Source organism: Kocuria sp. KSNUG (genome assembly GCF_049532735.1).
GTDB lineage: Bacteria > Actinomycetota > Actinomycetes > Actinomycetales > Micrococcaceae > Kocuria > Kocuria rhizophila.
In genome coordinates this window covers 1,463,223-1,487,545 of the sequence record NZ_CP150981.1, presented here as the reverse complement: position 1 = coordinate 1,487,545, position 24,323 = coordinate 1,463,223, and the positions used below count along the sequence as shown (strand labels likewise).

General features: G+C 71.9%; 24 protein-coding genes. 4 read left to right on the top strand and 20 right to left on the bottom strand.

Going from position 1 to position 24,323, the window contains the following annotated elements; all coding sequences use genetic code 11:
- Positions 1-48: 48 nt before the first annotated feature.
- On the bottom strand, positions 49-1,098 hold the full coding sequence (argC, locus tag AABM36_RS06445; RefSeq protein WP_019310931.1) for an N-acetyl-gamma-glutamyl-phosphate reductase: 1,050 nt from the start codon (positions 1,096-1,098) through the stop codon (positions 49-51).
- A gap of 222 nt (positions 1,099-1,320) precedes the next feature.
- Here argC and AABM36_RS06440 point away from each other — a divergent pair, with 222 nt between their 5' ends.
- A complete protein-coding gene (locus AABM36_RS06440; protein WP_423445308.1) occupies positions 1,321-2,295 on the top strand; it encodes a quinone oxidoreductase family protein in 975 nt (324 codons plus the stop codon).
- A 22-nt stretch (positions 2,296-2,317) separates the two neighbouring features.
- Here the strand turns inward: AABM36_RS06440 and AABM36_RS06435 are convergent, their stop codons facing one another.
- The 9 genes from AABM36_RS06435 to infC form a co-directional block, all read right to left on the bottom strand.
- Positions 2,318-2,926: a hypothetical protein gene (locus AABM36_RS06435; protein ID WP_019310929.1), complete on the bottom strand. Its 609-nt coding sequence runs from the start codon at positions 2,924-2,926 to the stop codon at positions 2,318-2,320.
- A gap of 28 nt (positions 2,927-2,954) precedes the next feature.
- Entirely contained in the window at positions 2,955-5,507 is a 2,553-nt protein-coding gene (gene pheT / locus AABM36_RS06430) for a phenylalanine--tRNA ligase subunit beta (RefSeq protein ID WP_102613853.1), read from the bottom strand.
- 3 nt (positions 5,508-5,510) lie between these two features.
- On the bottom strand, positions 5,511-6,569 hold the full coding sequence (pheS, locus tag AABM36_RS06425) for a phenylalanine--tRNA ligase subunit alpha (RefSeq protein ID WP_019310927.1): 1,059 nt from the start codon (positions 6,567-6,569) through the stop codon (positions 5,511-5,513).
- A gap of 272 nt (positions 6,570-6,841) precedes the next feature.
- Positions 6,842-8,341: a DHA2 family efflux MFS transporter permease subunit gene (locus tag AABM36_RS06420; protein WP_423445305.1), complete on the bottom strand. Its 1,500-nt coding sequence runs from the start codon at positions 8,339-8,341 to the stop codon at positions 6,842-6,844.
- Complete coding sequence (locus AABM36_RS06415; RefSeq protein WP_039101300.1) at positions 8,338-8,853, bottom strand: (deoxy)nucleoside triphosphate pyrophosphohydrolase; 516 nt, start codon at positions 8,851-8,853, stop codon at positions 8,338-8,340. The genes AABM36_RS06420 and AABM36_RS06415 overlap by 4 nt, the downstream gene beginning before the upstream one ends.
- Positions 8,850-9,812 carry a TrmH family RNA methyltransferase gene (locus tag AABM36_RS06410; RefSeq protein WP_039101301.1) on the bottom strand — a complete coding sequence of 321 codons (963 nt, stop codon included), beginning with the start codon at positions 9,810-9,812 and terminating at the stop codon, positions 8,850-8,852. The genes AABM36_RS06415 and AABM36_RS06410 overlap by 4 nt, the downstream gene beginning before the upstream one ends.
- A gap of 8 nt (positions 9,813-9,820) precedes the next feature.
- Positions 9,821-10,207, bottom strand: coding sequence for a 50S ribosomal protein L20 (gene rplT, locus AABM36_RS06405; RefSeq protein WP_039101302.1), 387 nt, complete (start codon positions 10,205-10,207; stop codon positions 9,821-9,823).
- 92 nt (positions 10,208-10,299) lie between these two features.
- A complete protein-coding gene (gene rpmI, locus AABM36_RS06400) occupies positions 10,300-10,497 on the bottom strand; it encodes a 50S ribosomal protein L35 (RefSeq protein WP_016998296.1) in 198 nt (65 codons plus the stop codon).
- 120 nt (positions 10,498-10,617) lie between these two features.
- Positions 10,618-11,652 carry a translation initiation factor IF-3 gene (gene infC / locus AABM36_RS06395; RefSeq protein ID WP_423445301.1) on the bottom strand — a complete coding sequence of 345 codons (1,035 nt, stop codon included), beginning with the start codon at positions 11,650-11,652 and terminating at the stop codon, positions 10,618-10,620.
- Positions 11,653-11,981: 329 nt separating this feature from the next.
- Between infC and AABM36_RS06390 the strand changes: the two genes are divergently transcribed.
- Entirely contained in the window at positions 11,982-12,431 is a 450-nt protein-coding gene (locus tag AABM36_RS06390; RefSeq protein ID WP_039101303.1) for a DUF1844 domain-containing protein, read from the top strand.
- Between the two features lie 50 nt (positions 12,432-12,481).
- Here the strand turns inward: AABM36_RS06390 and AABM36_RS06385 are convergent, their stop codons facing one another.
- The 7 genes from AABM36_RS06385 to AABM36_RS06355 all read right to left on the bottom strand — a co-directional run bounded on the left by AABM36_RS06385 (position 12,482) and on the right by AABM36_RS06355 (position 17,806).
- A complete protein-coding gene (locus AABM36_RS06385) occupies positions 12,482-13,339 on the bottom strand; it encodes an SseB family protein (protein WP_423445299.1) in 858 nt (285 codons plus the stop codon).
- A complete protein-coding gene (priA, locus tag AABM36_RS06380; protein ID WP_039101305.1) occupies positions 13,332-14,081 on the bottom strand; it encodes a bifunctional 1-(5-phosphoribosyl)-5-((5-phosphoribosylamino)methylideneamino)imidazole-4-carboxamide isomerase/phosphoribosylanthranilate isomerase PriA in 750 nt (249 codons plus the stop codon). Before priA ends, AABM36_RS06385 begins: the two co-directional genes overlap by 8 nt.
- A 204-nt stretch (positions 14,082-14,285) precedes the next feature.
- Positions 14,286-14,447, bottom strand: coding sequence for a hypothetical protein (locus tag AABM36_RS06375; RefSeq protein ID WP_164481643.1), 162 nt, complete (start codon positions 14,445-14,447; stop codon positions 14,286-14,288).
- Positions 14,444-15,160, bottom strand: a complete 717-nt coding sequence (gene hisH, locus AABM36_RS06370) for an imidazole glycerol phosphate synthase subunit HisH (protein ID WP_039101306.1) — start codon at positions 15,158-15,160, stop codon at positions 14,444-14,446. Before hisH ends, AABM36_RS06375 begins: the two co-directional genes overlap by 4 nt.
- The gene (gene hisB / locus AABM36_RS06365) at positions 15,157-15,774 is read right to left on the bottom strand and encodes an imidazoleglycerol-phosphate dehydratase HisB (RefSeq protein ID WP_019310916.1); all 618 of its coding nucleotides are present in this window, start codon (positions 15,772-15,774) and stop codon (positions 15,157-15,159) included. Before hisB ends, hisH begins: the two co-directional genes overlap by 4 nt.
- 185 nt (positions 15,775-15,959) lie before the next feature.
- On the bottom strand, positions 15,960-17,063 hold the full coding sequence (locus AABM36_RS06360; RefSeq protein WP_039101307.1) for a histidinol-phosphate transaminase: 1,104 nt from the start codon (positions 17,061-17,063) through the stop codon (positions 15,960-15,962).
- Positions 17,064-17,368: 305 nt separating this feature from the next.
- Positions 17,369-17,806 (bottom strand): LysM peptidoglycan-binding domain-containing protein, encoded by a 438-nt coding sequence (locus AABM36_RS06355; RefSeq protein ID WP_053069500.1) that lies wholly within the window; start codon positions 17,804-17,806, stop codon positions 17,369-17,371.
- 279 nt (positions 17,807-18,085) lie between these two features.
- Here AABM36_RS06355 and lexA point away from each other — a divergent pair, with 279 nt between their 5' ends.
- Entirely contained in the window at positions 18,086-18,844 is a 759-nt protein-coding gene (gene lexA / locus AABM36_RS06350; protein WP_259920547.1) for a transcriptional repressor LexA, read from the top strand.
- 21 nt (positions 18,845-18,865) lie between these two features.
- On the opposite strand, the gene AABM36_RS06345 is transcribed toward lexA, so the two are convergent.
- Together AABM36_RS06345 and hflX are read right to left on the bottom strand one after the other, a co-directional pair.
- Positions 18,866-20,923: an ATP-dependent DNA helicase gene (locus AABM36_RS06345; protein ID WP_121566375.1), complete on the bottom strand. Its 2,058-nt coding sequence runs from the start codon at positions 20,921-20,923 to the stop codon at positions 18,866-18,868.
- Positions 20,920-22,581 (bottom strand): GTPase HflX, encoded by a 1,662-nt coding sequence (gene hflX, locus AABM36_RS06340; RefSeq protein ID WP_047978662.1) that lies wholly within the window; start codon positions 22,579-22,581, stop codon positions 20,920-20,922. Before hflX ends, AABM36_RS06345 begins: the two co-directional genes overlap by 4 nt.
- A gap of 85 nt (positions 22,582-22,666) precedes the next feature.
- Here hflX and AABM36_RS06335 point away from each other — a divergent pair, with 85 nt between their 5' ends.
- Positions 22,667-23,284, top strand: a complete 618-nt coding sequence (locus tag AABM36_RS06335) for a class I SAM-dependent methyltransferase (RefSeq protein WP_181950990.1) — start codon at positions 22,667-22,669, stop codon at positions 23,282-23,284.
- 91 nt (positions 23,285-23,375) lie between these two features.
- On the opposite strand, the gene dapF is transcribed toward AABM36_RS06335, so the two are convergent.
- A complete protein-coding gene (gene dapF / locus AABM36_RS06330; protein ID WP_121566374.1) occupies positions 23,376-24,320 on the bottom strand; it encodes a diaminopimelate epimerase in 945 nt (314 codons plus the stop codon).
- Positions 24,321-24,323 lie beyond the last annotated feature (3 nt).

Sequence of the window (24,323 nt, the reverse complement as noted above, 5' to 3'; positions counted from 1 at the left end):
GTGTCTCTGCTCCTGTGCGGTCGGAGGGGTGGGCTGCGGCGGAACCGGTCACGGGGCCATCCCCTGAGCGGTGAGGCCCGTGGTCTCGGACAGGCCGAGGGCCAGGTTCACGGACTGAACCGCTCCCCCGGCGGTGCCCTTGGTGAGGTTGTCGATCACGGAGGTCACCACGAGGCGCCCCGCGTGCGGATCCACCGCGAGCTGCAGGGCCGCGTGGTTGGACCCCAGCACGGACTGGGTGGTCGGCCACTGGCCCTCCGGCAGCAGGTGGACGAACGGCTCGTGCGCGTAGGCCGCCCGGTAGACCTCCCGCACCCGGGCCTCGTCCACGCCGGGACGCAGCACGGCGGTGGCCGTGGTGAGGATTCCCCGGGGCATGGGAGCCAGGGTGGGGGTGAAGGACAGGGAGACCTCCGTGCCCCCGGCCCACCCCAGGCCCTGCTCGATCTCGGGCGTGTGCCGGTGCCCTCCGCCCACACCGTAGGGGGACATGGACCCCATGGTCTCCGCGCCCAGCAGGTGAGGCTTCACGGACTTGCCCGCCCCCGAGGTGCCCGACGCGGCGACGACCACGAGGTCCGCGGGTTCCACGACGCCGACCGCGAGCGCCGGTGCCAGCGCGAGCAGCGAACCTGTGGGGTAGCACCCCGGCACGGCGATGCGTGCCGCCCCGTGCAGACGGTCCCGCTGCGTGCGTCCGCTCGGATCCACGATCAGCTCGGGCAGACCGTACGGCCACGTGCCCGCGTGCTCCGTGCCGTAGAACTGCTGCCACGCCTCGGCGGACGCGAGCCGGTGGTCCGCGCCGGCGTCCACCACCACGGTCTCCGGGGGCAGCTGCGCGGCCAACGCGGCGGACTGGCCGTGCGGCAGGGCCAGGAACACGACGTCGTGCCCCGCGAGGTTCTCCGCGGTGGTCTCCAGGACCTCCCGGTCCGCGAGCTCGTGCAGGTGCGGCTGCAGCTCCCCCAGGCGGCGTCCGGCCGAGGAGTGGGCGGTGACGGTGGTGATCTCGATCTCCGGGTGCCCGCACAGCAGACGGAGCACCTCTCCGCCCGCGTAGCCGGTGGCGCCCGAAACTGCTGCGGTGTAGGTCATGCAGTCAGCATAGCGTATTTCTATGCACTCTATTCAATACTTATTCACCAGGGCCTGTCCGACCACCCGCCGCTCCGCCGGGGTTGCCCCGTGCACGGGGGCGGGTGAGACTGGCCGGAGAGACACCGCCCGGTCGGGGCCGCCCCCGCCCCGCCCGCACGCCGTCGCCCAGCAGCGAGCTGCCGTGCACCGTCTGACGTGCCCCACGAAGGAGACCGCACCATGACCACCACCATGCAGGCCATCGTTGCCCGACAGGCCGGGGACCCCGAGGTCCTCCGGCTCGACGAGCTGCCCGTGCCCACTCCGGGCCCACGCGAGGTGCTCGTGCGCACCGAGGCCGCAGGGGTGAACTTCATCGAGACCTACCAGCGCTGCGGGGTCTACCCCGTGTCCTTTCCGTTCACGCCCGGGGCCGAGGGGTGCGGTGTGGTCACGGCCGTGGGAGCGGAGGTCACGGAGGTCTCCGTGGGGCAGCGGATCGCCACCGCCGAGGCCCGCGCCACGTACGCAGAGCACTTCGTGGTCTCCGCGGACACGGTCCTCCCCGTCCCCGAGGACATGGGTTCAGAGACCGCCGCGGCCCTCCCCCTGCAGGGCCTCACCGCCCACTACCTGGTGCGTTCCACGGTCCGGCTGGGCCGCGGGGACACCGCCGTGCTCACGGCGGCCTCCGGCGGCGTGGGCGGGCTGGCGATCCAGCTCATGAAGCGCGTGGGGGCCACCGTGATCGCCCTGACCTCCACGCCGGAGAAGGAGGAGACGGCGCGTGGGCTGGGCGCGGATCACGTGCTCGGCTACGAGGGATTCGCGGAGCGGGTCCGGGAGCTCACCGACGGAGCAGGCGCGGACGTGGTCTACGACTCCGTGGGGCGCAGCACCTTTGACGAGTCCCTGCGCGCCACCCGCGTGCGCGGCACCGTGGTGCTCTTCGGCGGAGCCTCGGGCCAGGTGCCCCCGTTCGACCTGCAGCGGCTCAACGGCGCGGGAGGTCTCTACGTGACGAGGCCGTCGCTTGCCCACTACCTTCGGGACGCGCAGGAGCGCGCCTGGCGGTGGTCCGAGCTCACCGACGCGGTGGGCAGCGGCGACCTCACCGTGCGGGTGGGCGGGACCCACCCGTTGGCCGACGCCGCCGCGGCGCACCGGGATCTCGAGTCCCGCACCACGCAGGGCAAGCTGCTGCTCGTGCCCTGAGCGCGGTCCGCAGAACCGCGACTCACACGCCCACACGCACCCCGCGGTGGGTGCGACGCACGCCCCACACGGTCAGCAGGGCGCACAGCAGAGCGCTCGCACCCCACGCGGTGGCCTTGACCCGCTGAGTGGTGACAGTGGACTCGGTCACCCCCTCCGTGCCGTAGGTTCCGGGGACGTCCGTCTCCACGACAGTAAGGTTGCCGTCGCGCACGGCGAGCAGGGCGTCGACGTCCCGGGGGAAGTCCGCGTCCTGAACCCCGGTCTGGGTGCCCCGGAATGTGATCTGGTCCCCCTCCGCCTTCTGCTGCGGATCGTTGAGCCGGTTGTCGAACGGGTGCTGCACCACGAGGTCGTTCGCGGGCATGGTGCCCGAGTAGATCCCGTTGTAGTCCTGCGTGTCCAGGTCCTTGGTGAGGGTCTGGTACGTCCCGGACACCACCATGGTCTCCCCCGCCACGTCCTCCAGGCGCGAGGCCTTCTCGAAGGACAGTGCGCACAGCACCCCCAGCACCACCGTGAGCACCGCACCCACGAGCGCCATGCTCACGACGAGCCAGCCCCGGGACCTCGGGGCGTGGTCATCCTGCTGCTCGTGGAAGTCGATGAGTTCGCGTGAATCGGGGGACACGACGCTCCTTGTGCTGGGGGTGGGTGTGCTAGCTGCGGATCTCGGCGCCGTGGGCGTCACGGGCGGCCGTGACGGCGGCCTCGCGAGCCTGCGAGGCCTCGTCCGCGGTGAGGGTCCGGTCCGGGGCCCGGAACCTCAGCGCGATGGCCACGGACTTCTTCCCCTCCGGAATGCCCGTGCCCGCGTACACGTCGAAGACGTCCGCGGACTCCAGCAGCTCACCGGCACCACGGCGCACCGTCTCCAGCAGCTGCGCGGCCGTCACGGAGCCGTCCACCACGAGGGCGACGTCCTGCGTGGCGGCGGGGTAGCCCGAGATCGGCTGCGCCACCACGGCGGGTGCTTCCCGCTCGAGCAGGGCGGAGAGGTCCAGCTCCATGGCGCACGTGCGCTCCGGCAGGCCCTCGGCCGCCACGAGCTTGGGGTGCAGCTCGCCGGCCACGCCGATCACGGCGCCGTCCGGTGTGCGCAGCTCGGCCGTGCGGCCGGGGTGGAACGCGGCGTGACGGCCCTGGGCCACCTCCAGCTCGACACCGGCGCTGCGCGCGGCGAGCTCGGCGACGTCGAGTGCGTCCTGCCAGTCGTAGGCGCGCGGCGTGACCCACGGGCCCGCGGCGGCGTCGTGACCCGCCAGCACCGCGGCGAGCTTGCGCGGCTGGTCCGGCACGGCGGCGTGGAGGCGGTCCAGATCCGGGTCCATGGGGCGCACGCCCAGGGGCGGCACCGGCTGCGTGTCCGGGGTGTACCCCTCGGCGAGAAAGACGTGGCCGATCTCGTACAGCGCGAGGTCACGGAACCCGCGGGAGTGGTTGCGCTTGAGCACCTCCAGCAGACCGGGCAGGATGCTGACCCGCAGCAGGGGCTGCGCCTCGCTGATGGGGTTCGCCAACCTGATCGAGGGCACACGCGCGCCCTCGGGGCTGCCCCAGCGGTCGTTGTCCGCCTGCGCCACGAACGGGTAGCTGAGCACCTCGGTGAGGCCCGCTGCCGCAAGGGTGGTGGCCACGCGGCGTCGTGCGGCCTGCGAGCGCGTGAATCCGCGGCCGGGAGGGGCCACGGGGAGCCGGTTCGGGATCTTGTCGTAGCCGTCCAGTCGGGCGATCTCCTCGACGAGGTCGTCCTCGCCCGTGAGGTCGGGGCGCCAGGACGGCGGGGTCACGATCCAGCCGTCGCCCGTCTCGGTGACGTCCGCGCCGATCGCCGTAAGCGTGCGCTCCACGACCTCCGGGGAGTAGTCCACACCCACGCGCGCCGTGGGGTAGCCGGCCGCCAGGTCGATCGGGGTGGGTGCCTGCGTGTGGTCCACGTCCGTGACGCGACCGGTGTCCGCCCCGCCGGCCAGCTCGACCAGCAGGTCCACCACGCGCTGCGCGGCGACCGGTGCGAGCTCGGGGTCCACGCCGCGCTCGTAGCGCTTGGACGCCTCCGAGGGCAGCTTGTGCCGGCGAGCGGTGCGGGCGATCGAGGCCTCGTCGAAGCGGGCGGCCTCCACGAGGATCCGGGTGGTGGACCCGCTCACCTCCGTGGCGGCTCCGCCCATCACGCCCGCGAGGCCGATGGCACCGGACTCGTCCGCGATCACGAGGTCCTCGGTGTCCAGCGTGCGGTCCTTGCCGTCCAGCGTGGTCAGCGTCTCCCCCGCGGCGGCCCGTCGCACGGTGATTCCGCCCTGCAGGGTGTCCGCATCGTAGGTGTGGATGGGCTGGCCGTACTCGAGCATCACGTAGTTGGAGATGTCCACGGGCAGGCTCACCGAGCGGATGCCCGCCAGGCGCAGCCGGGATGCCAGCCACGGCGGGGTGGGCCGGGAGGCGTCCACGTCCTCCACCACGCGCACCGCGAAGCGGTTGGAACCGGCGCGGCCGTGGATGGGGGCGGCGTCGTCGATCGTGACCGGGAAGCCGTCCTGCGTGGGGGCGGGCACGGACGGTGCCAGCTGGGCCACGGGATCCGTGAACGGTGCGCGCACGGCGTTGCAGTACTCGCGGGCGATACCGCGCAGGGAGAAGGCATAGCCCCGGTCCGGGGTCACGTTGACCTCGGCGGCGGAGTCGTAGAGGCCCAGCAGCTCCATGGCGTCGGAGCCGATCTCGGGGTCCAGCCCGAGCCGGGACAGCACCAGGATGCCGTCGTGGTCCTCCCCGATGCCGAGCTCGCGCACGGAGGCGATCATGCCCGCGGAGGTGTGGCCGTAGGTCTTGCGCGCGGAGATCCGGAAGTCACCGGGCAGCACGGCACCGGGCAGGGTGACGACCACCTTGTCCCCGACCGAGAAGTTGTGGGCCCCGCAGATGATGCCCTGCACCCCGGAGGCCTCGATGCCCTTTCCGGTGAGCGTCTGCTCCTGGCCCTCGGGGACCACGCGCACGGTGCACCAGTTCACGGTCTTGCCGTTGGAGTGGGTCTCCGGCTCCATGGTGAGCACCTGGCCCACCACGATCGGCCCGGACAGCGAGTCCGTGGGGCGGTGGACGTCCTCCTCCTCCAGGCCGACCTTCACCAGGGTGGCCAGGACGTCCTCGGCGGTGGCGTCCTCGGGGACGGGCGCGTACTCGCGCAGCCATGACAGGGGAATACGCATGCTCTAGATCTCCATCCCGAAGTGCTCGCTGAAACGGACGTCGCCCTCGACCATGTCGTGCATGTCCGGGACGTTGTTGCGGAACATCAGGGTCCGCTCGATGCCCATGCCGAACGCGAAGCCTGAGTAGCGCTCGGGGTCGATGCCCGCGGCCCGCAGGACGTTGGGGTGCATCATGCCGCAGCCGCCCCACTCGATCCACCGCGGCCCGCCCTTGGCCGTGGGATGCCACACGTCCAGTTCGGCAGAGGGTTCGGTGAACGGGAAGTAGTTGGGGCGCAGCCGGATGGCGGCCTCCGGCCCGAACATGGTGCGCGCGAAGTGCGTGAGCGTGCCCTTGAGGTCCGCCATGGACAGCCCCTCGTCCACCGCAATGCCCTCCACCTGGTGGAACACGGGGGTGTGCGTGGCGTCCAGCTCGTCCGTGCGGTACGTCTTGCCGGGGCACACCACGTACACGGGCAGCTCGCGCTCCAGCAGCGAGCGCATCTGCACGGGCGAGGTGTGGGTGCGCAGCACCAGGTGCGAGGACGGCGGGTCCACGAAGAACGTGTCCTGCAGCTGACGTGCCGGGTGGTCCGGCTGGAAGTTGAGGGAGTCGAAGTTGAACCACTCGTGCTCGAGCTCGGGGCCCTCCGCGACCTCCCAGCCCATGCCCACGAAGATGTCCCCGATCTGCTCCATCAGGGTGTTCAGCGGGTGGCGCCCGCCCATCCGACGACGCCGCGTGGCCGCTGTGACGTCCACGGCCTCCTCCACCAGGATCCGGGCGTCCCGCTCCTCCTCGAGCTCGGCGGTGCGCGTGGCGATCGCCTTGTTCACGCGTCCGCGCGCCTGCCCCACGAGCTTGCCGGCGGTGGCCTTCGCGGCCTTGTCCAGTCCGCCGATGGCCCGGTTGGCGAGCGCCAGGGGGGACTTCTCGCCCGCGTGGGCGAGCCGGACGGTCTTGAGTTCGGGCAGATCCGCGGCGGCCCGGATCGCGCTCAGCGCGTCCTCGACGGCGGCGGTGACGGCCGCCTCGTCGGTGGGGTCCACCGCGGCGGACGGTGTGGTCTCGGACATGGTTTCTCGCGTTCCTGCGCTCGCGGACGGGGTGCTCCGTGTCCCTGGGGCGCGCTCGCCGCGGGACACGGCGGTGCCCGCCGCCGGGGCGAACGGGCACGGTCAGTCTAGTGGATGCGCCCGCGCCGTCCGCCCGTCAGGAGCCGGCGACGCCGCTCGCGGACCCGCCGGGGCCACGCGCACCGCCGCGGGTGCGGGCGGGGCCGGTCTGAGCACGTGCGGCCAGGCCCGGTCCGGTCGGGAGTGGTTCGGGCAGTGCTTGGGCCAGTGGTTCAGTCAGCACTTCGGTCAGGGTGCGTGCGACAGGGAGCGCGGAAGAACGCGATGGCCACGGCACCGAGGACGAGCACCGCCACCGGCAGCAGCAGCGAGTGGGACATCGCGAGGGCGAATCCCGGCTGCAGCTGCTCCGGCAGGGCCTGCCCCGACCCTCCCGTGGCGAGGTCGCCGCTTGCCGCCCCGGCCGGCAGGTTCGCGGCCAGCTGGGCCTGCATGAGCACGGCCATCATGGCGCTGCCCACGGCGGCCGAGACCTGCCGGGTGGCGTTGAACACCCCCGAGCCCGCGCCCACGACGTCCGGGGCGAGGTCCGAGGTGGCGGTGAGCGAGACCGGGGACCAGATCATGGCGCTGCCCAGCCCGATCACGAGCGTCAGCGCGGCCAGCAGCCACACGGAGGTCCCGGGGCGCAGGCTCAGGGCGTACGCGGCGAGCCCGGCGGCCATGATGAGCATCCCGGGCAGCGCGATGCTCCGCGGTGCCACCCGGCCCAGCGCCCGGCCCACGAAAGGGGCGAGGACCGCGGAGAGCAGGGACATGGGCGCGTAGCTCAGTGCGGCCACTGTGGGGTCCAGTCCGCGCACGACCTGCAGGTAGAGCATCGCGGGGATGATCATGGAGTTCACGGTGAGGCTCACGGCGGCCATCGCGGCGTTGGCCAGGGTGAAGTTGCGCTGCCGGAGCAGGGGCAGGGGCACGAGCGGTTCGGCGGGGGTGACGGCCTGCCACGCGAGGAACGCCACGAGGATCAGCACTCCGGCCCCGATGACCATGGGAATCGTGACGGGACCCACCACGGTGGACCAGTCGTGGCTCTGCCCCTCCTGGATGCCGAACACCACGAGGAACAGCCCGAGCCCGGAGAGCACCACGCCCACGAGGTCCAGGGAGTGGCTGCGCACCGGCAGCCGGGGCAGGTGCACCGCGGCGCGCCACAGGGCGAAGATCCCCACGGGCACGTTGACCCAGAAGATCCATCGCCACCCCGCGAGGTCCACGAGGATCCCGCCGAGCAGCGGCCCCACGAGGGTCGCGATCCCCGCGGTGGCACCCCAGATGCCCAGGGCCGTGCCGCGGGTGGCCACCGGGAACATCCGGGTGATCACGGTCATGGTCTGCGGGGACATCAGGGCCGCCCCGAGACCCTGGACCACGCGTGCGACCACCAGCGCGGTGACGTCCTGCGCGAAGCCGCACCACAGGGACGCCCCCGTGAAGATCGCGAGCCCCCACAGGTACACCGTCCGCGGCCCCAGCCGGTCCCCGAGCCGCCCCGTGACCAGCAGCGGCACGGCGTAGGCCAGCAGGTAGCCGCTCGTGACCCACAGCACCCCGGAGATGTCGGTGTGCAGTCCCGCGGTGATGGCGGGGATCGCGGTGGACACGATCGTGGCGTCCACCAGGATCATGAAGAAGCCGAGCACCATGGCCCACAGCGCGTGCCACGCCCGCGGATCGGTGCCGTCCCGGCTCTCGGCGGTCGTGTGGTTCACGCGTGCTCCGTTCGCAGTGTTTCCAGCAGTGCGGCCACGATCGGCAGGTCCGCTGGAATCCACGGCAGCGCCAGAACGGTGGCGGGATCGTCCAGTGGCAGCCACCGGACGTCCAGGTGGTCCTCACCGGTGCGGACCCGCTCCTCGAGCACCCGTTCGGGCGACACGGGGTGCCGAGGTTCAGGGGCATCCGCGGACCGCAGGTCCCTCGGACCGCGCAGCACGGCGGTGAACACCCGCATCACGGCGGAGCCGGTGAGCGGCCAGCCGTGGGGTTCCGGTGGTCCCACCTCGGACAGCAGGTCCAGGTGCACCCCGAGCTCCTCGCGGCACTCCCGCAGCAGGGCGTCGCGAGCGCCCTCCCCCGGTTCCTGCTTGCCGCCGGGGAACTCCCACAGCCCGCGCAGGGACTCGGGGTACGCTCGCTGGGCCGCGAGCACGCGGGTGGGCGACGCCGCGTCGTCAAGGATCGCGGCCCCGACCACGCGCGTCCGGGGGGTCCCGCCGGTCACGGGGTTCCGCGCCGCACGGTGACGACGCCGCTGTCCGCCCGTCGCTGCGCCCTCGCCGAGGCGTAGAGGCACACGGTCGCGGCGGTGCCCACGTTGAGGGACTCCGCCCGCCCGTACAGGGGCACGGCCACCGCCAGGTCCGCGAGGTCCCGTTCGTCATCCGAGAGCCCCTGCGCCTCGTTGCCGAACAGCCAGACCGTGGGATCCTCCAGCCGCACGTCGTGCTCCACCACCGGTGCGACGCCCGCAGAACGCAGCAGGGCGGCGTCGGCGAGCTCGTCCACGGTGGCCTGCGCGTAGCCGTCCGCCGCAAGGACTCGCAGGGAACGGCCCCGGGCCGAGGCCACGAAGGATGAGAGCTCCACCCCCGTGAGCACGGGGAGGTGGAAGAGGGAACCCGCCGTGGAGCGCACGGCCTTGGGGTTGAACGGGTCCACGCTGCCCTCGGAGAACACCACGGCACCGGCACCGGCCGCATCGGCGGCGCGCACCACGGTTCCGGCGTTGCCGGGATCCTGCACCCGGGCCAGCGCGCACACCAGCCGGGCGTCCGCGAGCGCGTCCAGCACCGAGACCTCGGGAAGGCGGCACACCGCGAGCATCCCCTGGGGGGTCACGGCGTCGGTCATGGCCCCGAGCACCTCGGGGGTGACCATGCGGAGGAACACGTCCCGCCGGGACCCGAGCGCTTCGAGGTCCGCGGCGATCCCCGGATGGCGTTCGAGCTCCTGTCGCGTGACGTACACGGCGTCCAGGGCGGGAAGCGACGGGCCCCGGTGGGGTGGGCGGGCGGCGTCGAGCGCCAGACGCACCGCCTCCCGCACGTTCTGGGGGCCCTCTGCGCGGAACAGGCCGCGCTTGGAACGCATCGAGCGCCTGGTCAACGCGGCCACGTCCCTCACCCGATCAGCACGGGGGTTGGACAGCAACCGGTCTTCCAGGCGCTCGACGAACGTCACAGCAGCACTCAGGCGGCGGTGCGGGGCGCGGAGGTGTCCTCCGGCAGGGCCTCCTTGGCCACCTGGACCAGGGCCGCGAACGCGGTCTCGTCGCTGACGGCCAGCTCGGCCAGCATGCGGCGGTCCACCTCGACCTCAGCGGCCTTCAGGCCCTGGATGAAGCGGTTGTAGGTCAGGCCGTTGGCGCGGGACGCAGCGTTGATGCGCTGGATCCACAGCCGACGGAAGTCGCCCTTCTTCTTGCGGCGGTCGTTGTACGAGTAGGTGTACGAGTGGAGCATCTGCTCCTTGGCCTTGCGGTACAGGCGCGAACGCTGACCGCGGTAGCCCGATGCCTTCTCGAGGACTTCCCGACGCTTCTTGTGGGCGTTGACTGCCCGCTTCACACGTGCCACGTGTGTACTCCTAACGATCTGGTCCCGGTGCTCACCGGAACATGACTACCCGCCGCTCTCGCGGCGAACTTCTGACTGGACGGCGAAGGGGCTTACTTGCCCAGCATCCGCTTGATGGCCTTGGCCTCACCCGGGGTGGAGACGATCTGGTCGCTCGCGAGGCGGCGGGTCAGGCGGGAGGACTTGTGCTCCAGGTAGTGGCGGCGGTTGGCCTGCTGGCGCTTGACCTTGCCCGAGCCGGTGAGCTTGAAGCGCTTCTTGGCTCCGCTGTGGGTCTTCATCTTCGGCATGGTGGCCGTCTCCTTCTTACATCGACCGGTGTGGGGCACACCGGTGGGTCGCGGCTCGGCGGCCGCGACCACGCTGGTGCCGGGCGATCGCACGCCCGACGCTGTCAATTCCTGGTGCCGCTACTTCTTGGCAGGACCCGGCTTGCCCGCTCCCGGCTTGGGCGCACCGGGCTTCGGCGCACCCGGCTTGGCCGGGGAGGCGGCGGGCTTGGCCGCAGCAGGCTTGGCCGCTGCGGGCTTGCTCGCCGGCTTGGCTGCGGACTTGGCGGGCGCGGCCTTCGGCTCGGCGGGCTCCACCGCGGGAGCGGTCGGGTCGACCGTGGTCTCCGTGGTCTCGGTGGCCGGAGCCACCGTGGCCTTGACCTCGTCCTCCGGAGCCAGCGGGGCGCTCTCCACCGTCTGGTCCTCGGCCGGTGCCGACGCCGCGTTGCGCAGCTCCTCGGGGAACGCGTCCCCGATGGACTGGGTCACCGTCTCGGGCGAGGAGGTGTCCACGCGCTGCTTGCGCTGGTTCTCGGCCTTGGAGTTCTCCCGCTGCTGCTGCTTGCGGGCCTCGGCACGGGCTTCGGCCTTGTTCTTGAGGGGGCCGATGACCATGACCATGTTGCGACCGTCCACGCGGGGGTTGGTCTCCACCGCGCCGACCTCGGCGACATCGTTCGCGAGCCGTTCGAGCAGGCGCACTCCCATCTCGGGGCGCTGCTGCTCACGACCGCGGAACTGGATCATGGCCTTGACCTTGTCCCCCGCGGAGAGGAAGCGCTTGGCGTGGCCAACCTTGGTCTCGTAGTCGTGCGTGTCGATCTTCAGACGGAAACGCACTTCCTTGAGAACCGTGTTGGCCTGGTTCTTGCGTGACTCGCGGGCCTTGACCGCGGCTTCGTACTTGTACTTGCCGAAGTCCATGAGCTTGACGACGGGAGGCTTGGCGTTCGGGGCGACCTCGACCAGATCGAGATCCGATTCACGGGCCAGCCGCAGCGCGTCCTGGACGCGCACGATGCCGACCTGTTCGCCGCCAGGTCCGACCAGACGGACTTCCGGGACACGGATTCTGTCATTGATACGTGGATCGCTAATGCCAATCTCCTGAGTTTCGTGGGTGACCCCGTGGGCGGGACTGCCGCCACAACGACAAAACCTCCGTTGCGGCACGCGCAAACGGAGGTTGGACACCACACGGAGACCGCGAATCGGAGACACCGTCCGATGACGGTGGGACCGTTCAGGTCTGGAACCCGGACGCCTGGTGGGTCCCGGGAGATCCCGGGGTCGGCGGCGGGTGGGAGTTGCCTCCGCTTGCACACTGCCAACCATGGTAGCGCACCGCCACGCTGGCGCGCCAGTTCCCTCGGGCTCCGTCCGCTGTGGTGTGATGCTCCCCTCGCCTGGCCGGGACCGCCCCGGCCCGCAGCACCCGGGCATGCCTGCACCAGGCTGTCCTGACGTCGGCGCGCCGGTCCCGCTGTTCTACAGTGGAGACCATGTCCGAACAACTGCGCCCCGAGCGCTTCGAATTCACCGCCAACCCGTCTGCGGGCACCACGGCGCAGCCCCCCGCCGCCGGCTCCGCCGAGCTGCCCCAGGAGGCCCTCGACGAGGTCAGCCACCAGATGCGGGACATCGCCGAGGTCCCGGCCGTGGAGGTCATCACCACGGCGGCGGTCCACCTCATGAGTGCGGCGGCCGTGAAGTGCGGTCTGGCCGCGGAGGAGAACGCCGACGAGCTCAAGGACCTGGACGAGGCCCGCAAGCTCATCACGGCCCTGGCCGGGTTCGTCACCGCCGCCGCACCGGAGATCGGTTCCCAGCACGCCGGCCCGCTGCGCGACGGGCTCAAGTCCCTGCAGCTCGCGTTCCGCGAGGCGTCCCCGTTCCCGGACGCCCCCGGCGCGGGCCCCGGGGAGAAGTTCACTGGACCCGTCTACGGCTGAGCAGGATCCCCACACGCTGCGGCCCCCGACCACGTCGGGGGCCGCAGCTGTCAGGACGTCAGCCGCACCTGGACCGAGTCCACATTCTCGGCCACGATGTCCTCCGCCGCCAGGGCCTCCTGGAACGCCTGCACGGCTGCACGGACCTCGGACTCGGGAAGGCCGGCACTCAGCTGCAGCGACACCGTGAGCTCCGGTCCTTCTCCCCCGCCACGCAGCACCGCGGCGTCGGCGCGCACGGCGTGAACGCCCCGGCCCGGTTCCGCGATCGCGGAGACGATCCCGGGGATTCCCACCGCCGCGCGGGTCACGGCGTCGTCCACGGCGAAGTCCCGGTACGACGGCGTCCACTCCCTCCCCTGGGCCACGGCCCACAGCGCCGGGCGCCGCACCACGAAGGCCGGGTCCGACGCCGGATCCACCACGAGCAGCGACGAGCCGTCCTGCACCGCGGACAGCGCGGCACGGCGGATGTCCGCCGCCGCCGGTCGGGCGTCCCCGTTCCACGCGCTCAGCGCCTGGGTGGAGGTGAACACCGGCAGGGCCTTGCGCCCGTCGGAGGCCTGCAGGCTCACGAGCGCCATGTCGGCCTCCTTGTCCGAGACCAGCCCGTCCTGCGTGATGTGCGAGCGCGAGATCTGGGCGACGATCGGCACGAACACGCGGATTCCGGCCAGTGCGGCCACCACGTCCTGCTCCCCGGCCCGGCCGTCCCGCCACGCGGCGAGCGCGCGGGCGGCGCTGGGGTCGGCGGTCCCGGGGTCGTCCGGGAACTGGTGGGTGTGACTCGTGCCGTCGCCCAGGTTGCGCCCTTCCCAGGCCTGGCCACCGGTGTCGGTGGGGCCGCCGGCCGAGCGCAGCTGCGCGGCGATGTGAGGGGGAAGGGGGCGGGCGGCGTCGTCAGGCAACGGGGCGCCCCGCGACGTCGAGGGCCTGCGCGAGCGTGAACTTGCCCGCGTAGAGCGCCTTGCCCACAATCGCTCCCTCCACGCCGGCGGGGACCAGCTCGCGCAGCGCGGCGATGTCCTCCAGGGAAGAGATGCCGCCCGAGGCCACCACGGGCTTGTCGGTGCGGCGCGCGACCTCCGCGAGCAGCTCGGTGTTGGGGCCCCGCAGGGTGCCGTCCTTGGTGACGTCCGTGACCACGTAGCGCGCGCAGCCGTCCGCCTCGAGCCGGTCCAGCACCTCCCAGAGGTCACCGCCGTCCCGGGTCCAGCCACGTGCCGCGAGCGTGGTGCCCCGCACGTCCAGTCCCACGGCGATGACGTCACCGTGCTCCGCGATCACGCGGTGCGTCCACTGGGGGTTCTCGAGCGCGGCCGTGCCCAGGTTGATGCGCGCGGGACGCAGGGACAGGACGCGCTCGAGCGACTCGTCGTCCCGGATGCCCCCGGACATCTCGATCTTCAGGTCGAGGTTCTCCGCCACACGGCGCAGCACCTCGATGTTGTCACCTCGGCCGAATGCGGCGTCCAGGTCCACGAGGTGCAGCCACTCGGCGCCGGCCTCCTGCCAGGCGCGCGCGGCCTCCAGTGGATCTCCGTAGCCGGTCTCGGAACCGGCCTCGCCCTGGACCAGGCGCACGGCCTGCCCGCCCTGCACGTCCACGGCGGGCAGCAGCTCGAGCCGACGGTCGGTGTTCTCTGTCATGGGTCTCCTCACGTGGGCGCCGGACGGCGCGCCGTCGAATGGTGTCCGCGCCGTGGGGCGCGGGGTGGCCGGTTCGGGAGCCTGCCCCGGTGCTTCCGCCGGCCCGGGTCTCGGATGCGGCACCCGAGGCGGCAACGGGGTCAGGCCCGGGGCGGCGCCGCGCACCGCGTCACGTGCGGTGCGCGGATCCTGGCACGGGCGTGCTCACAGACTCGTGAACCACGAGTACGCGCCGTAGCCGATCAGCGCGGCGGCGACCAGGGCGAGCAGCACGATCGACCACACGGGTTTGCGCTGCTGGGCGAACGAGATGGCGCCACCGACGAAGAAGGCGCCGGCGACGAGGACGAGGACCGAGGCGGTCATGAGGCATGCTCCGTTGCGGGGTCGGAAAGACGGTCGTCCAGCCGGCCCGTGCGAGGCAGCGTGGCCAGCCAGTTGCGCAGCAGGGCGATCCCCGCGTGCGAGGACTTCTCGGGATGGAACTGCGTGGCACTCAGCGGTCCGTTCTCCACCGCGGCCACGAACGGCGTGCCGTGCTCGGACCAGGTCACGGCGGGAGGAGCCATGACCTCGATGCTCTGGTCGAACGCCCAGCCCTGCACACCGTAGGAGTGCACGAAGTAGAAGCGCTCGTTCTCGAGGCCCCGGAAGAGCACCGAGTCCTCGGGCGGGCGCACCGTGTTCCAGCCCATGTGGGGCACCACGGGCGCGGCCAGTCGCTCCACGGTTCCGGGCCACTGCGCGAGGCCCGCGGTCTCGCGGCCGTGCTCCACGCCGCGGTCGAACATCACCTGCAGACCCACGCAGATCCCCAGCACGGGGCGGCCGCCACTCACGCGCCGGTCGATGAGCCGGGGGGCGTCCACCAACCGCAGCCCCTCCATCACCGCTTCGAACGCGCCCACGCCCGGCACCACGAGCCCGTCCGCGTCCAGGACGTCGCGCGGGTCCGCGCTGAGTCGCACGCGCGCGCCCGCGGCCTCCAGCGCGCGGACCGCCGAGCGCACGTTCCCCGCGCCGTAGTCCAGCACGACGACGCTCGGCGCGTCCTGCGCGTCCGTCACCTCGGCGCTCACAGGGCGCCCTTGGTGGACGGGATGGTGCCGGCCATCCGCGGATCCAGCTCCACGGCCTCGCGCAGTGCACGGGCCAGCGCCTTGAACTGTGCCTCCACGATGTGGTGGGGGTCCCTCCCGCGCACCACGTCCATGTGCAGGCACAGCTGCGCGTGGTGGGCCAGGGACTCCAGCACGTGACGGGTCATGGACCCCGTGAAGTGGCCACCGATCAGGTGGTACTGCTGTCCCTCGGGCTCTCCGGTGTGCACCACGTAGGGGCGGCCGGAGACGTCCACCACCGCCGAGGCGAGGGCCTCGTCCAGGGGAACAGTGGCCTGCCCGAACCTGCGGATCCCGCGCTTGTCCCCGAGCGCCTCCCGCAATGCCTCGCCCAGCACGATGGCCGTGTCCTCGACCGTGTGGTGGACGTCGATGTGGGTGTCCCCGTGCGCCGTGACGTCCAGGTCGATGAGCGAGTGCCTCGACAGGGCGGTGAGCATGTGGTCGTAGAACGGCACGCTCGTGTCGATGCGGGAGGTGCCCGTGCCGTCCAGGTCCAGGCTCACCCGCACCGTGGACTCGCTCGTGACGCGTTCCACCGTGGCGGTGCGCTGCTTCTCGGTCGCACTCATGTCTGGCACTGACTCCTCGTGGTTCGATCCGCCCGCGCGCGGCCGGTCCGGCAATGGCGGGACGCGTGGTGCGCGCGGGTCGTTCCAGTCTAGGCGGGACCGCAGTTGCTCCGCGCCCTGGCCGACGCGCCGCCCGCAGCCAGCCCCCGGCCTCCGGCCTCCGGTGAACGTGGGTCCGTCGTGACTCAGCGCGCGGACAGGTACCCCGCCACAGCGTCCAGGAACGCGGACGTCTCGGGCTCCGTGCCGGCGGTGACCCGCAGGTGCCCGGGAATCCCCACGTCCCGCACGAGCACCCCGTCGTCCAGGAGGGCCTGCCACATCGCGTGCGCGTCTCCGCCGCAGTCGAAGAACACGAAGTTCGAGTCCGACGCCGATGGCGCGAGCCCCAGACGGGTGAGTTCCCGCACGATCCGATCACGCTGGGTCTTGATGTCCTCCACGGTGGCCAGCAGCGCACCGTGGTGCTCGAGTGCCGCCAGCGCGGTGGCCTGGGTGACGGAGGACAGGTGGTAGGGCAACCGGACGAGCCGCATGGCATCCGCGATCTCCGGCGCCGCCGCGAAGTAGCCGAGGCGGGCTCCAGCCAGGGCGAAGGCCTTGCTCATGGTCCGGGACACGATGAGCCGGGGGCGGTCCTCGAGCAGGGTCAGCGCGGACGGTGTTCCCTCGCGGGCGAACTCGGCGTAGGCCTCGTCCACCACCACGACCGTGCGGTGCGTCTCTCCGGCGCGGTACACGGCATCGACCACGTCGAGCTCGAGAGCGGTCCCCGTGGGATTGTTGGGCGAGCACAGGAACACCACGCTGGGCGCGTGCTCGGCCACCTGCCGGGCCGCGGCGTCCGCCGTGAGGGAGAAGTCGGCGTCCCGCTCCCCCGCGATGAACCGTGTGCCCGTTCCCAGTGCGAGCAACGGATACATGGAGTACGTGGGAACGAAGCTGAGGAGAGAACGCCCCGGTCCCCCGAAGGCCTGGAGGATCTGCTGCAGCACCTCGTTGGAGCCGTTGCCCGCCCAGATGTTCCGCTCGTCGAGGCCGTGCCCCAGGTAGGAGGCCAGGGCCTTCCGCAGGGCGGTGAAGTCCCGGTCCGGGTACCTGTTCAGCGCCCCGGCCACGAGGTGCACACGATCCGTGATCGCGTCCACGACGGCGTCGGGAACGGGGTGGGTGTTCTCGTTGGTGTTCAGCGCGACCTCCACCTGCAGCTGCGGAGCCCCGTACGGGGACATCCCCTGCAGGTCGTCACGCATCGGGAGGGAGGCCAGAGGATCTGCGGCGGAATTCACCGGTTCATCCTATCGAGCGCGGGTCCAACCGACAGGCCGGGGGTCGATCGAGCCGAGCGCCGCCGGGGAAGAACGGGGAAGGACGGCGCTGCTGATCCCCGAGGCAGTCGGCGCACACAGACTGCAAGGCCGCCGCCCTCGTGCTCCACGCACTGCTGAGACCACAGGGGCTCGTTGAGTCGACGGGGCCCTCAAGATCACTGGCTCCCTCGAGACCACGGGGTCCCTCAAGATCACGGGATCCCTTGAGACCACGGGGCAGGCTGGGCACTCCGGGCCCGTGGAGACCAAAGGGTCAGCAGAGCCTACCGGGCCGGAACTTCGAGGACCTGACCGGCCGAGAGCTGGGACGAGCTGAGGCCGTTGAGCTCCGCGATGTCGTCCATGACCTCCCGCGGGTCGCGGTCGGGGTCGGCGGCCACCGCGATCTCCCACAGACTCTGCCGGGCCTGCACCGTGACGCTCTGGGTCACGGGCTCACCCACGGGGTCCGTGGAGGCGTTGACGGTGGGCGGCAGCAGGAACACCGCGGCCACCACGAGCAGCGCTGCGGCTCCGGTGACCACGGGCAGTCCGATCAGCAGCAGTCTGCCGCGGCGGGTCAAGCGCATGATCCCCGGTCCGAGATCGTGCCCTCCCCCGCCGGCGGCGTCCAGCTGACGGGCGACACCGGCTCGGATGCTGGACCGGCCGCGTACTCCGGTGGCCCGGCGAACGGGCCTCGGCATGATGAGAGCGGTCATGGCAACCTCCTGGTGTTCCGGTCGATGCCGCCCACCGGGCGGCGGTGTTCGAACCGCGGTAGCGGGTAGAACACATCTTCGAATGTCTGGTGACAGTTCTAGCACGGATGTACGAACGGTGTCGAGGTCCGTTTCGAACACATATTTGAATGCGCAGGTCACCCGGGTTAAGCTGGCCCCATACATGTGACAGTCGACCCCACGTCTCCGACACGCATAAGCGGTCCGCGGCCCGGCCCCCGGGCACGCCCTGTGCGGCACGGCGAAAGGACCCCGCTCGTGAGCACCACTTCCCCCGCTCAGCAGACACCTGGCCGGCCCGTTCGAACACTCTCGGACCGTCAGGCGAGGATCCTGGGTGCCGTGCAGCGCTCGATCGCCACGCGGGGGTACCCGCCGTCCATGAGGGAGATCGGGGACATCGTGGGGCTCGCATCTCTGTCGAGCGTCACGCACCAGCTCGGTCAGCTGGAGAAGTGGGGGTACCTCCGCCGTGACCCCCGACGCCCCCGGGCCATGGAGGTGCTGCGCCCGCTCAGCCAGCAGGAGCTGGACCACCACCTGGGCGAGGAGGCGCCCCAGGCGGGTGAAGCCGCCGGCGGTGCCACGGTCTCGTCCCTCACGCCCACCCTGGGCTCGGTGCCCGTCGCGGACGAGGACGACGCCATGGTGCCCGTGCCCCTGGTGGGCCGCATTGCCGCGGGCGGCCCCATCACCGCCGAGCAGTCCGTCGAGGAGGTCTACTCGCTGCCGCGGCAGTTCGTGGGCCACGGCCAGCTGTTCATGCTCAAGGTCGCCGGGGACTCGATGATCGACGCCGCCATCTGCGACGGCGACTGGGTGGTCGTGCGCCAGCAGAACTCCGCGGAGAACGGGGACGTCGTGGCCGCCCTGCTGGACGACGAGGCCACGGTGAAGACCTTCCGGCAGCGCGACGGCCACACCTGGCTCCTGCCGCAGAACACCCGCTACGAACCCATCCTGGGCGACCACGCCACCGTGATGGGCAAGGTCGTCTCCGTCCTGCGCTCCCTGTAGCCGCGGCGCGGGGCCCTCACCTCACTGCCGGCCCAGCCGCTGCAGCGCCCCCAGCACGGTGGACTTGTCCGTGGTGGGCCACAGCGGGGGCAGCGACCGGGCGAGGAAGGACCCGTAGCGGGCCGTCGCAAGGCGGGAGTCCAGAACCGCCACCACACCCTTGTCCCCGCTCGCACGGATCAGCCGTCCCGCGCCCTGGGCAAGCCGAACAGCCGCGTGCGAGGCGGACACCGTCATGAAGCCGTTGCCCCCGGCGCGCTCGGCGGCACGGGTGCGGGCGGTGCCCAGCGGATCGTCGGGGCGGGGGAACGGGATCCTGTCGATCACCACCAGCCGGCAGGACTGCCCCGGGACGTCCACCCCCTGCCACAGGCTCATGGTGCCGAACAGACTGGCCGCGGGATCGTCCGTGAACTCCTTGACGAGTGAGGGCAACGAGGCGTCCCCCTGGCACAGGATGGGCAGCTCGGTCCGCTCCCGCAACGCCTCTGCGGCGTCCTCCGCCGCGCGCCGTGAGGAGAACAGCCCGAGCGCTCCGCCTCCGGACGCCTCCAGCAGCTCGAGCAGCTCGCCCAGCTGCTCCTCCGAGACGCCCCTCCCGGGCTTGGAAAGGTGCTTGGCCACGTAGAGGATCCCCTGGCGGCGGTAGTCGAAGGGGCTTCCCACGTCCACGCCCCGCCAGGGCGGCGCCCCCGGGCCCTGCAGGCCGAGGGACCCGGCGACCGACGAGAAGGACGACCCCACGGCCAGTGTCGCGGAGGTGAGCACCACCGTGCGGCCGTCGAAGAGACCCTCGCGCAGGGGCCCCGCCACGCTCAGGGGCGCAATGTTGAGCGTGGCAGGCTCTCCCGCCGAGGTGCCCACGTACCCCTCCGTGGGGCTCCACCGACCCACACGCGAAACCCACAGGACGTCGTGCGCGGTGTCTGCCCCGAGCATGCGCTCGGAGGTGTCCAGAAGCTCCGAGAGCCGCGAGCGTGCGGCGTGCCGTCCGGCGTCCTCTCCCTTGGACTCCCCCTTGGTGTCGCTGAGCCCTGTGCGGGCGGCGTCCTGGATCCCCCGTACCGCGTAGACCTGCTCCTCGGTGAATCCCCGGGGCAGCAGGCCCGCGTCCTCGTCGTCGAACGCCTTGTCGAAGGCCTGCGCGGCTCGTTCCAGCGCGTCGCTGGAGGCCGCCGTGTGCTTGCGGACGGCGGTGCTCGCCGCGCGCACGGCCGCCGCTGATAACGACGCCGTGACCGCGCCGGTGACCCGGTCGCGCAGCTCGTGCGCCTCGTCCACGATGACGACGTCGTGCTCCGGGAGCACCGCGAGGCCCTCGAAGGCGTTGATCGCGAGGAGAGCGTGGTTGGTGATGACGATGTCCGCCCCACCCGCCTGAGCGCGGGCACGTTCCGCGAAGCACTCCTCCACGAGCGGGCACTTGCGCCCCAGGCACTCCTTGGCCGTCACGGAGACCTGGCGCCACGCGGCGTCCGAGACCCCCGGCTGGATGTCGTCCCGGTCCCCGCTCTCGGTGGTCTCGACCCACTCGCGCAGGCGGAGAACCTGCTGCGCCAGCCCTCCGAGAGGGCGGCCCGTTCCCACGCCGCCGGAGCCTCCGACCGGAGCGCTGAACAGAGCGGCGTCGTGGTCCTCGGGGTACCCGCCCTCCACCTTGTGCAGGCACGCGTAGTTGGAGCGGCCCTTGAGCAGCGCCACGTCCGGGCGCTCGTCGAGCTCGTCCTCCAGTGCGTCGAGCAGACGCGGCACGTCACGGCCGGTGATCTGCGACTGCAGGGCCAGGGTGGCCGTGGCCACGACCACCGGCTTGTCCGAGGTCCTCGCGTGGACCAGCGCGGGAACCAGGTAGGCGAGCGACTTGCCCGTGCCCGTGCCCGCCTGCACCAGCAGGTGGCGGCGGGTCTGCAGGGCCTCGGCCACCTTGGCCGCCATGAAGCGCTGACCGTCCCGCCGCTGCCCCCCGAGGGCGGTGACGGCGGCGTCGAGCAGCTCGAGGGCGTCCGCGCCCCCGGGGAGGGACTCCGGGCGGATCTCCGAGACGTCCTTGCCGGTCTCGTCGATGAACGGTGCGCTCATGCGCCCTGCGAGTCCTGCGCCTGCTCCCGCCCCTGGGCCTCGGCCCCGGCAGGGGTGTGGGGGGCACTGAGGTAGCGCTCGAGGTCGTCCACCAGGTCTTCGCGCACCCGCACGTGCAGACGTGTGCCCTCGGGGGTGTGCTCGGTGCTGAGGATCTCCGCGTCCTGGGCGTGGAGCCGTGACACCACTTCCCCGTGGGTGTACGGGACCAGGAGGTCCAGCTCGTGGTCGGGCCGTGGGATGGCACCGGAGATCAGCCGCTGCAGCTCCTCGATGCCCGCTCCCGTACGCGCCGAGACCGCCACGGAGGGGCTCTCGTGGTTGCGCAGCCGGGCGAGCACCACGGGATCCGCGATGTCCGCCTTGTTCAGGGCCACGATCTCGGGGATGTCGTTGGCCCCCACGTCCGTGAGAACGTCCCGCACGGCCTTGAGCTGACCCTCCGGATCCGGGTGGGAGGCGTCGACCACGTGGACGATGACGTCCGCGTCCGCGACCTCCTCGAGCGTGGAGCGGAACGCCTCGACGAGCTGCGTGGGAAGGGACCGCACGAAGCCCACGGTGTCCGCCAGGGTGTAGCCGATCCCGTCCGGGGTCTGCGCCTTGCGCACCGTGGGGTCCAGGGTGGCGAACAGGGCGTTCTCCACGAGCACACCGGCGTCCGTGAGCCGGTTCAGCAGGGAGGACTTCCCGGCGTTGGTGTAGCCCGCGATCGCCACGGAGGGCACCGAGTTGCGCTTGCGGTTCAGCCGCTTGGTCTCCCGGGCGGGCTTCATGGCCGCGATCTCCCGGCGCAGCTTGGCCATCCGCTGGCGAATGCGACGGCGGTCCAGCTCGATCTTGGTCTCACCGGGCCCGCGGCTGCCGATGCCCTCGCCCGACGCCGCCCGGCCGCCGGCCTGGCGGGACAGGGACTCGCCCCAGCCGCGCAGTCGCGGGAGCATGTACTCCAGCTGGGCGAGCTCCACCTGGGCCTTGCCCTCCTTGGACTTCGCGTGCTGCGCGAAGATGTCCAGGATCAGGCCGGTGCGGTCGATGACCTTGACCTTGACCACGTCCTCGAGCGCGCGCCGCTGGGAGGGGGCGAGCTCGGCGTCCACGATGACCGTGTCCGCACCGGTGGCGGCCACCACGTCCTTGAGCTCGAGGGCCTTGCCGGAGCCCAGGTACGTGCCCGGATCCGGGTTCACGCGCCGCTGCAGCATGCCGTCCATGACCTCGGAGCCCGCGGTCTCGGCGAGCGCGGCGAGTTCCCGCAGGGAGTTCTCCGCGTCCGCGAGTGTGCCGCTGGAGTACAGACCGGCGAGCACCACTCGCTCCAGGCGCAGCTGCCGGTACTCGACCTCGGTGACGTCCTCGAGCTCGGTGGACAGTCCGGCCACGCGCCGCAGCGCGTGGCGCTCGGCGAGGTCCTGCTGGTCCCCGTCGGAGGGGACGTAGGTGTCCTCCTCGTCCACGAGCTCCCGGGCCCGTCCGAGACGCTCGTGGCCCGCGCGGGGCGCGGCGGCGTCGTCGTCCTGAGTGGCGGTGGGCTCGTTGCGGGACCGGGCGCGCGCCAGGACGCGCGAGACCACGTCCTCGAGTTCCGAGGCGGACAGTTCGCCGGAACGCTCGGAGGGTTCCGAGGCGTGGTTCCGGGGCGAAAGAGAGTCAGTCATGGTTCCTTGATCTGTGCTGGTGACGGGTTGGCCCAGTCTAGCGCCGGGCGGTGACACGACTCCGTGGGCACTACCATGTGGAGCCATGGCCGCCGAACACCCCGTCCCCCACTACTTCGTCTCCGATCCGTCGCTACCGGAGAAGCGGCGCAGTATCGGCGTGGAGCTACGAGGTCGGCACGTGGACGTGGTGACCGCCGCCGGCGTGTTCTCCCCCGGGGACCTGGACAAGGGGACAGCGGCGCTGCTGCGCACCGTGCCGGATCCGCAGGGCACAGACCTGCTGGACATCGGCTGCGGGTGGGGTCCGATCACGATCGCACTGGCGCAGGCGGCGCCCGAGGCGCGCGTCACGGCCGTGGACGTCAACCAGCGCAGCCTCCAGCTCACCGCTGAGAACGCCCGGTCCCTGGGCCTGACCGGCGTGGAGACCGCTCTGCCGCAGGACGTTCCGGAAGGTCGCACGTTCGACACCATCTGGTCCAACCCCCCGATCCGGGTGGGCAAGGACGCCCTGCACGAGATCCTGACCACGTGGCTGCCCCGCCTCAACCCCGGCGGCACGGCGTGGCTGGTGGTCCAGAAGAACCTGGGCGGGGACTCGCTGCAGCGCTGGCTCGCGCAGACCCTGACCGCGGACTTCCGCGTGGAGCGTGCGGCCACGGACAAGGGCTTCCGCATCATCGCCGTCCACCGGGACTGAGGGCCTCCACGGCCCCGCCTCGCACGACGCCCACACCGCACGACGCCGCCCGCCCGCCTCCGCGCGACCGGCGCGTGACGTCCCGGACCCGCTACACGAGCTCCGCAGTGGCGACCACACGGACCGGCCCCGCGAGCACCACGTGCTCGGTGCCGTCCGGGGCGGCCACGAACGTGACCGAGAGAACCCCGCCGGGAACCTGCACGAACCACCGGTCCGGGGACTCGGGCCCGCCCCAGAAACGGGCGGCGGCCGCAGCCGCGCACACTCCGGTGCCGCAGGAGAGCGTCTCCCCCACGCCGCGCTCGTGCACGCGCATCTCGAGCCGCCCCACCTCGGTGTCGTCGTGGTCGAGCGGGACCACGAACTCCACGTTGGTGCCGTTCGAGGGCACAGGATCCACCGCGGGCGCGGCGTGCAGGTCCAGGGCGTCGAGCTTCTCCCCCTCGGACAGGACGACCACCGTGTGCGGGTTGCCCATGTCGATGGACACGCCCGGTCGCGGGACGGTGAGACCGTGGGCGGTGACCACGCAGTCCGAACCCCGCTCGCGGGCCTCCTCGCCGTGGCTGAAGCTCCAGGGCCCCATGTCCACGGCGTACCCGGCGGAGGTGCGCGCCACCGTTCGGGCCCCAGCGCGGGTCCCGATCCGCACCCGCGCGCCGGGGGGCAGGCTCAGCAGCCCCTCACGGACCAGGTGGTCCACGAAGACCCGCACGCCGTTGCCGCACATCTGGGCGAGTGAGCCGTCCGCGTTGCGGTAGTCCATGAACCACTCGGCATCCGGATGCCGCTCCAGCAGCCGTCGCCCCTCCTCCAGGTGCCGGGAGCGCACGGCACGGATCAGTCCGTCCCCGCCGAGCCCTGTGTGCCGGTCGCACACGCTCGCCACGGTCTCCGCGGAGATGTCCAGGGTCCCGTCGCGGTCCGTGCAGACCACGAAGTCGTTGCCCGTGCCGTGCGCCTTGCTCACCCGCACGCCCGCCAGTTCACCGCTGCCCACTGCTGGTCCCGTCCCCTCGTTGGTTGCACTCATGCG

What these genes read in the sequence shown, in the direction of transcription:
- pheT (WP_102613853.1), bottom strand. Translation starts at nt 5,507, where the DNA reads ATGCGTATTCCCCTGTCATGGCTGCGCGAGTACGCGCCCGTCCCCGAG.
- AABM36_RS06345 (WP_121566375.1), bottom strand. Translation starts at nt 20,923, where the DNA reads ATGAGCGCACCGTTCATCGACGAGACCGGCAAGGACGTCTCGGAGATC.
- AABM36_RS06440 (WP_423445308.1), top strand. Translation starts at nt 1,321, where the DNA reads ATGACCACCACCATGCAGGCCATCGTTGCCCGACAGGCCGGGGACCCC.
- AABM36_RS06390 (WP_039101303.1), top strand. Translation starts at nt 11,982, where the DNA reads ATGTCCGAACAACTGCGCCCCGAGCGCTTCGAATTCACCGCCAACCCG.
- hisB (WP_019310916.1), bottom strand. Translation starts at nt 15,774, where the DNA reads ATGAGTGCGACCGAGAAGCAGCGCACCGCCACGGTGGAACGCGTCACG.
- hflX (WP_047978662.1), bottom strand. Translation starts at nt 22,581, where the DNA reads ATGACTGACTCTCTTTCGCCCCGGAACCACGCCTCGGAACCCTCCGAG.
- argC (WP_019310931.1), bottom strand. Translation starts at nt 1,098, where the DNA reads ATGACCTACACCGCAGCAGTTTCGGGCGCCACCGGCTACGCGGGCGGA.
- dapF (WP_121566374.1), bottom strand. Translation starts at nt 24,320, where the DNA reads ATGAGTGCAACCAACGAGGGGACGGGACCAGCAGTGGGCAGCGGTGAA.
- AABM36_RS06355 (WP_053069500.1), bottom strand. Translation starts at nt 17,806, where the DNA reads ATGACCGCTCTCATCATGCCGAGGCCCGTTCGCCGGGCCACCGGAGTA.
- rpmI (WP_016998296.1), bottom strand. Translation starts at nt 10,497, where the DNA reads ATGCCGAAGATGAAGACCCACAGCGGAGCCAAGAAGCGCTTCAAGCTC.
- AABM36_RS06375 (WP_164481643.1), bottom strand. Translation starts at nt 14,447, where the DNA reads ATGACCGCCTCGGTCCTCGTCCTCGTCGCCGGCGCCTTCTTCGTCGGT.
- pheS (WP_019310927.1), bottom strand. Translation starts at nt 6,569, where the DNA reads ATGTCCGAGACCACACCGTCCGCCGCGGTGGACCCCACCGACGAGGCG.
- AABM36_RS06335 (WP_181950990.1), top strand. Translation starts at nt 22,667, where the DNA reads ATGGCCGCCGAACACCCCGTCCCCCACTACTTCGTCTCCGATCCGTCG.
- priA (WP_039101305.1), bottom strand. Translation starts at nt 14,081, where the DNA reads ATGACAGAGAACACCGACCGTCGGCTCGAGCTGCTGCCCGCCGTGGAC.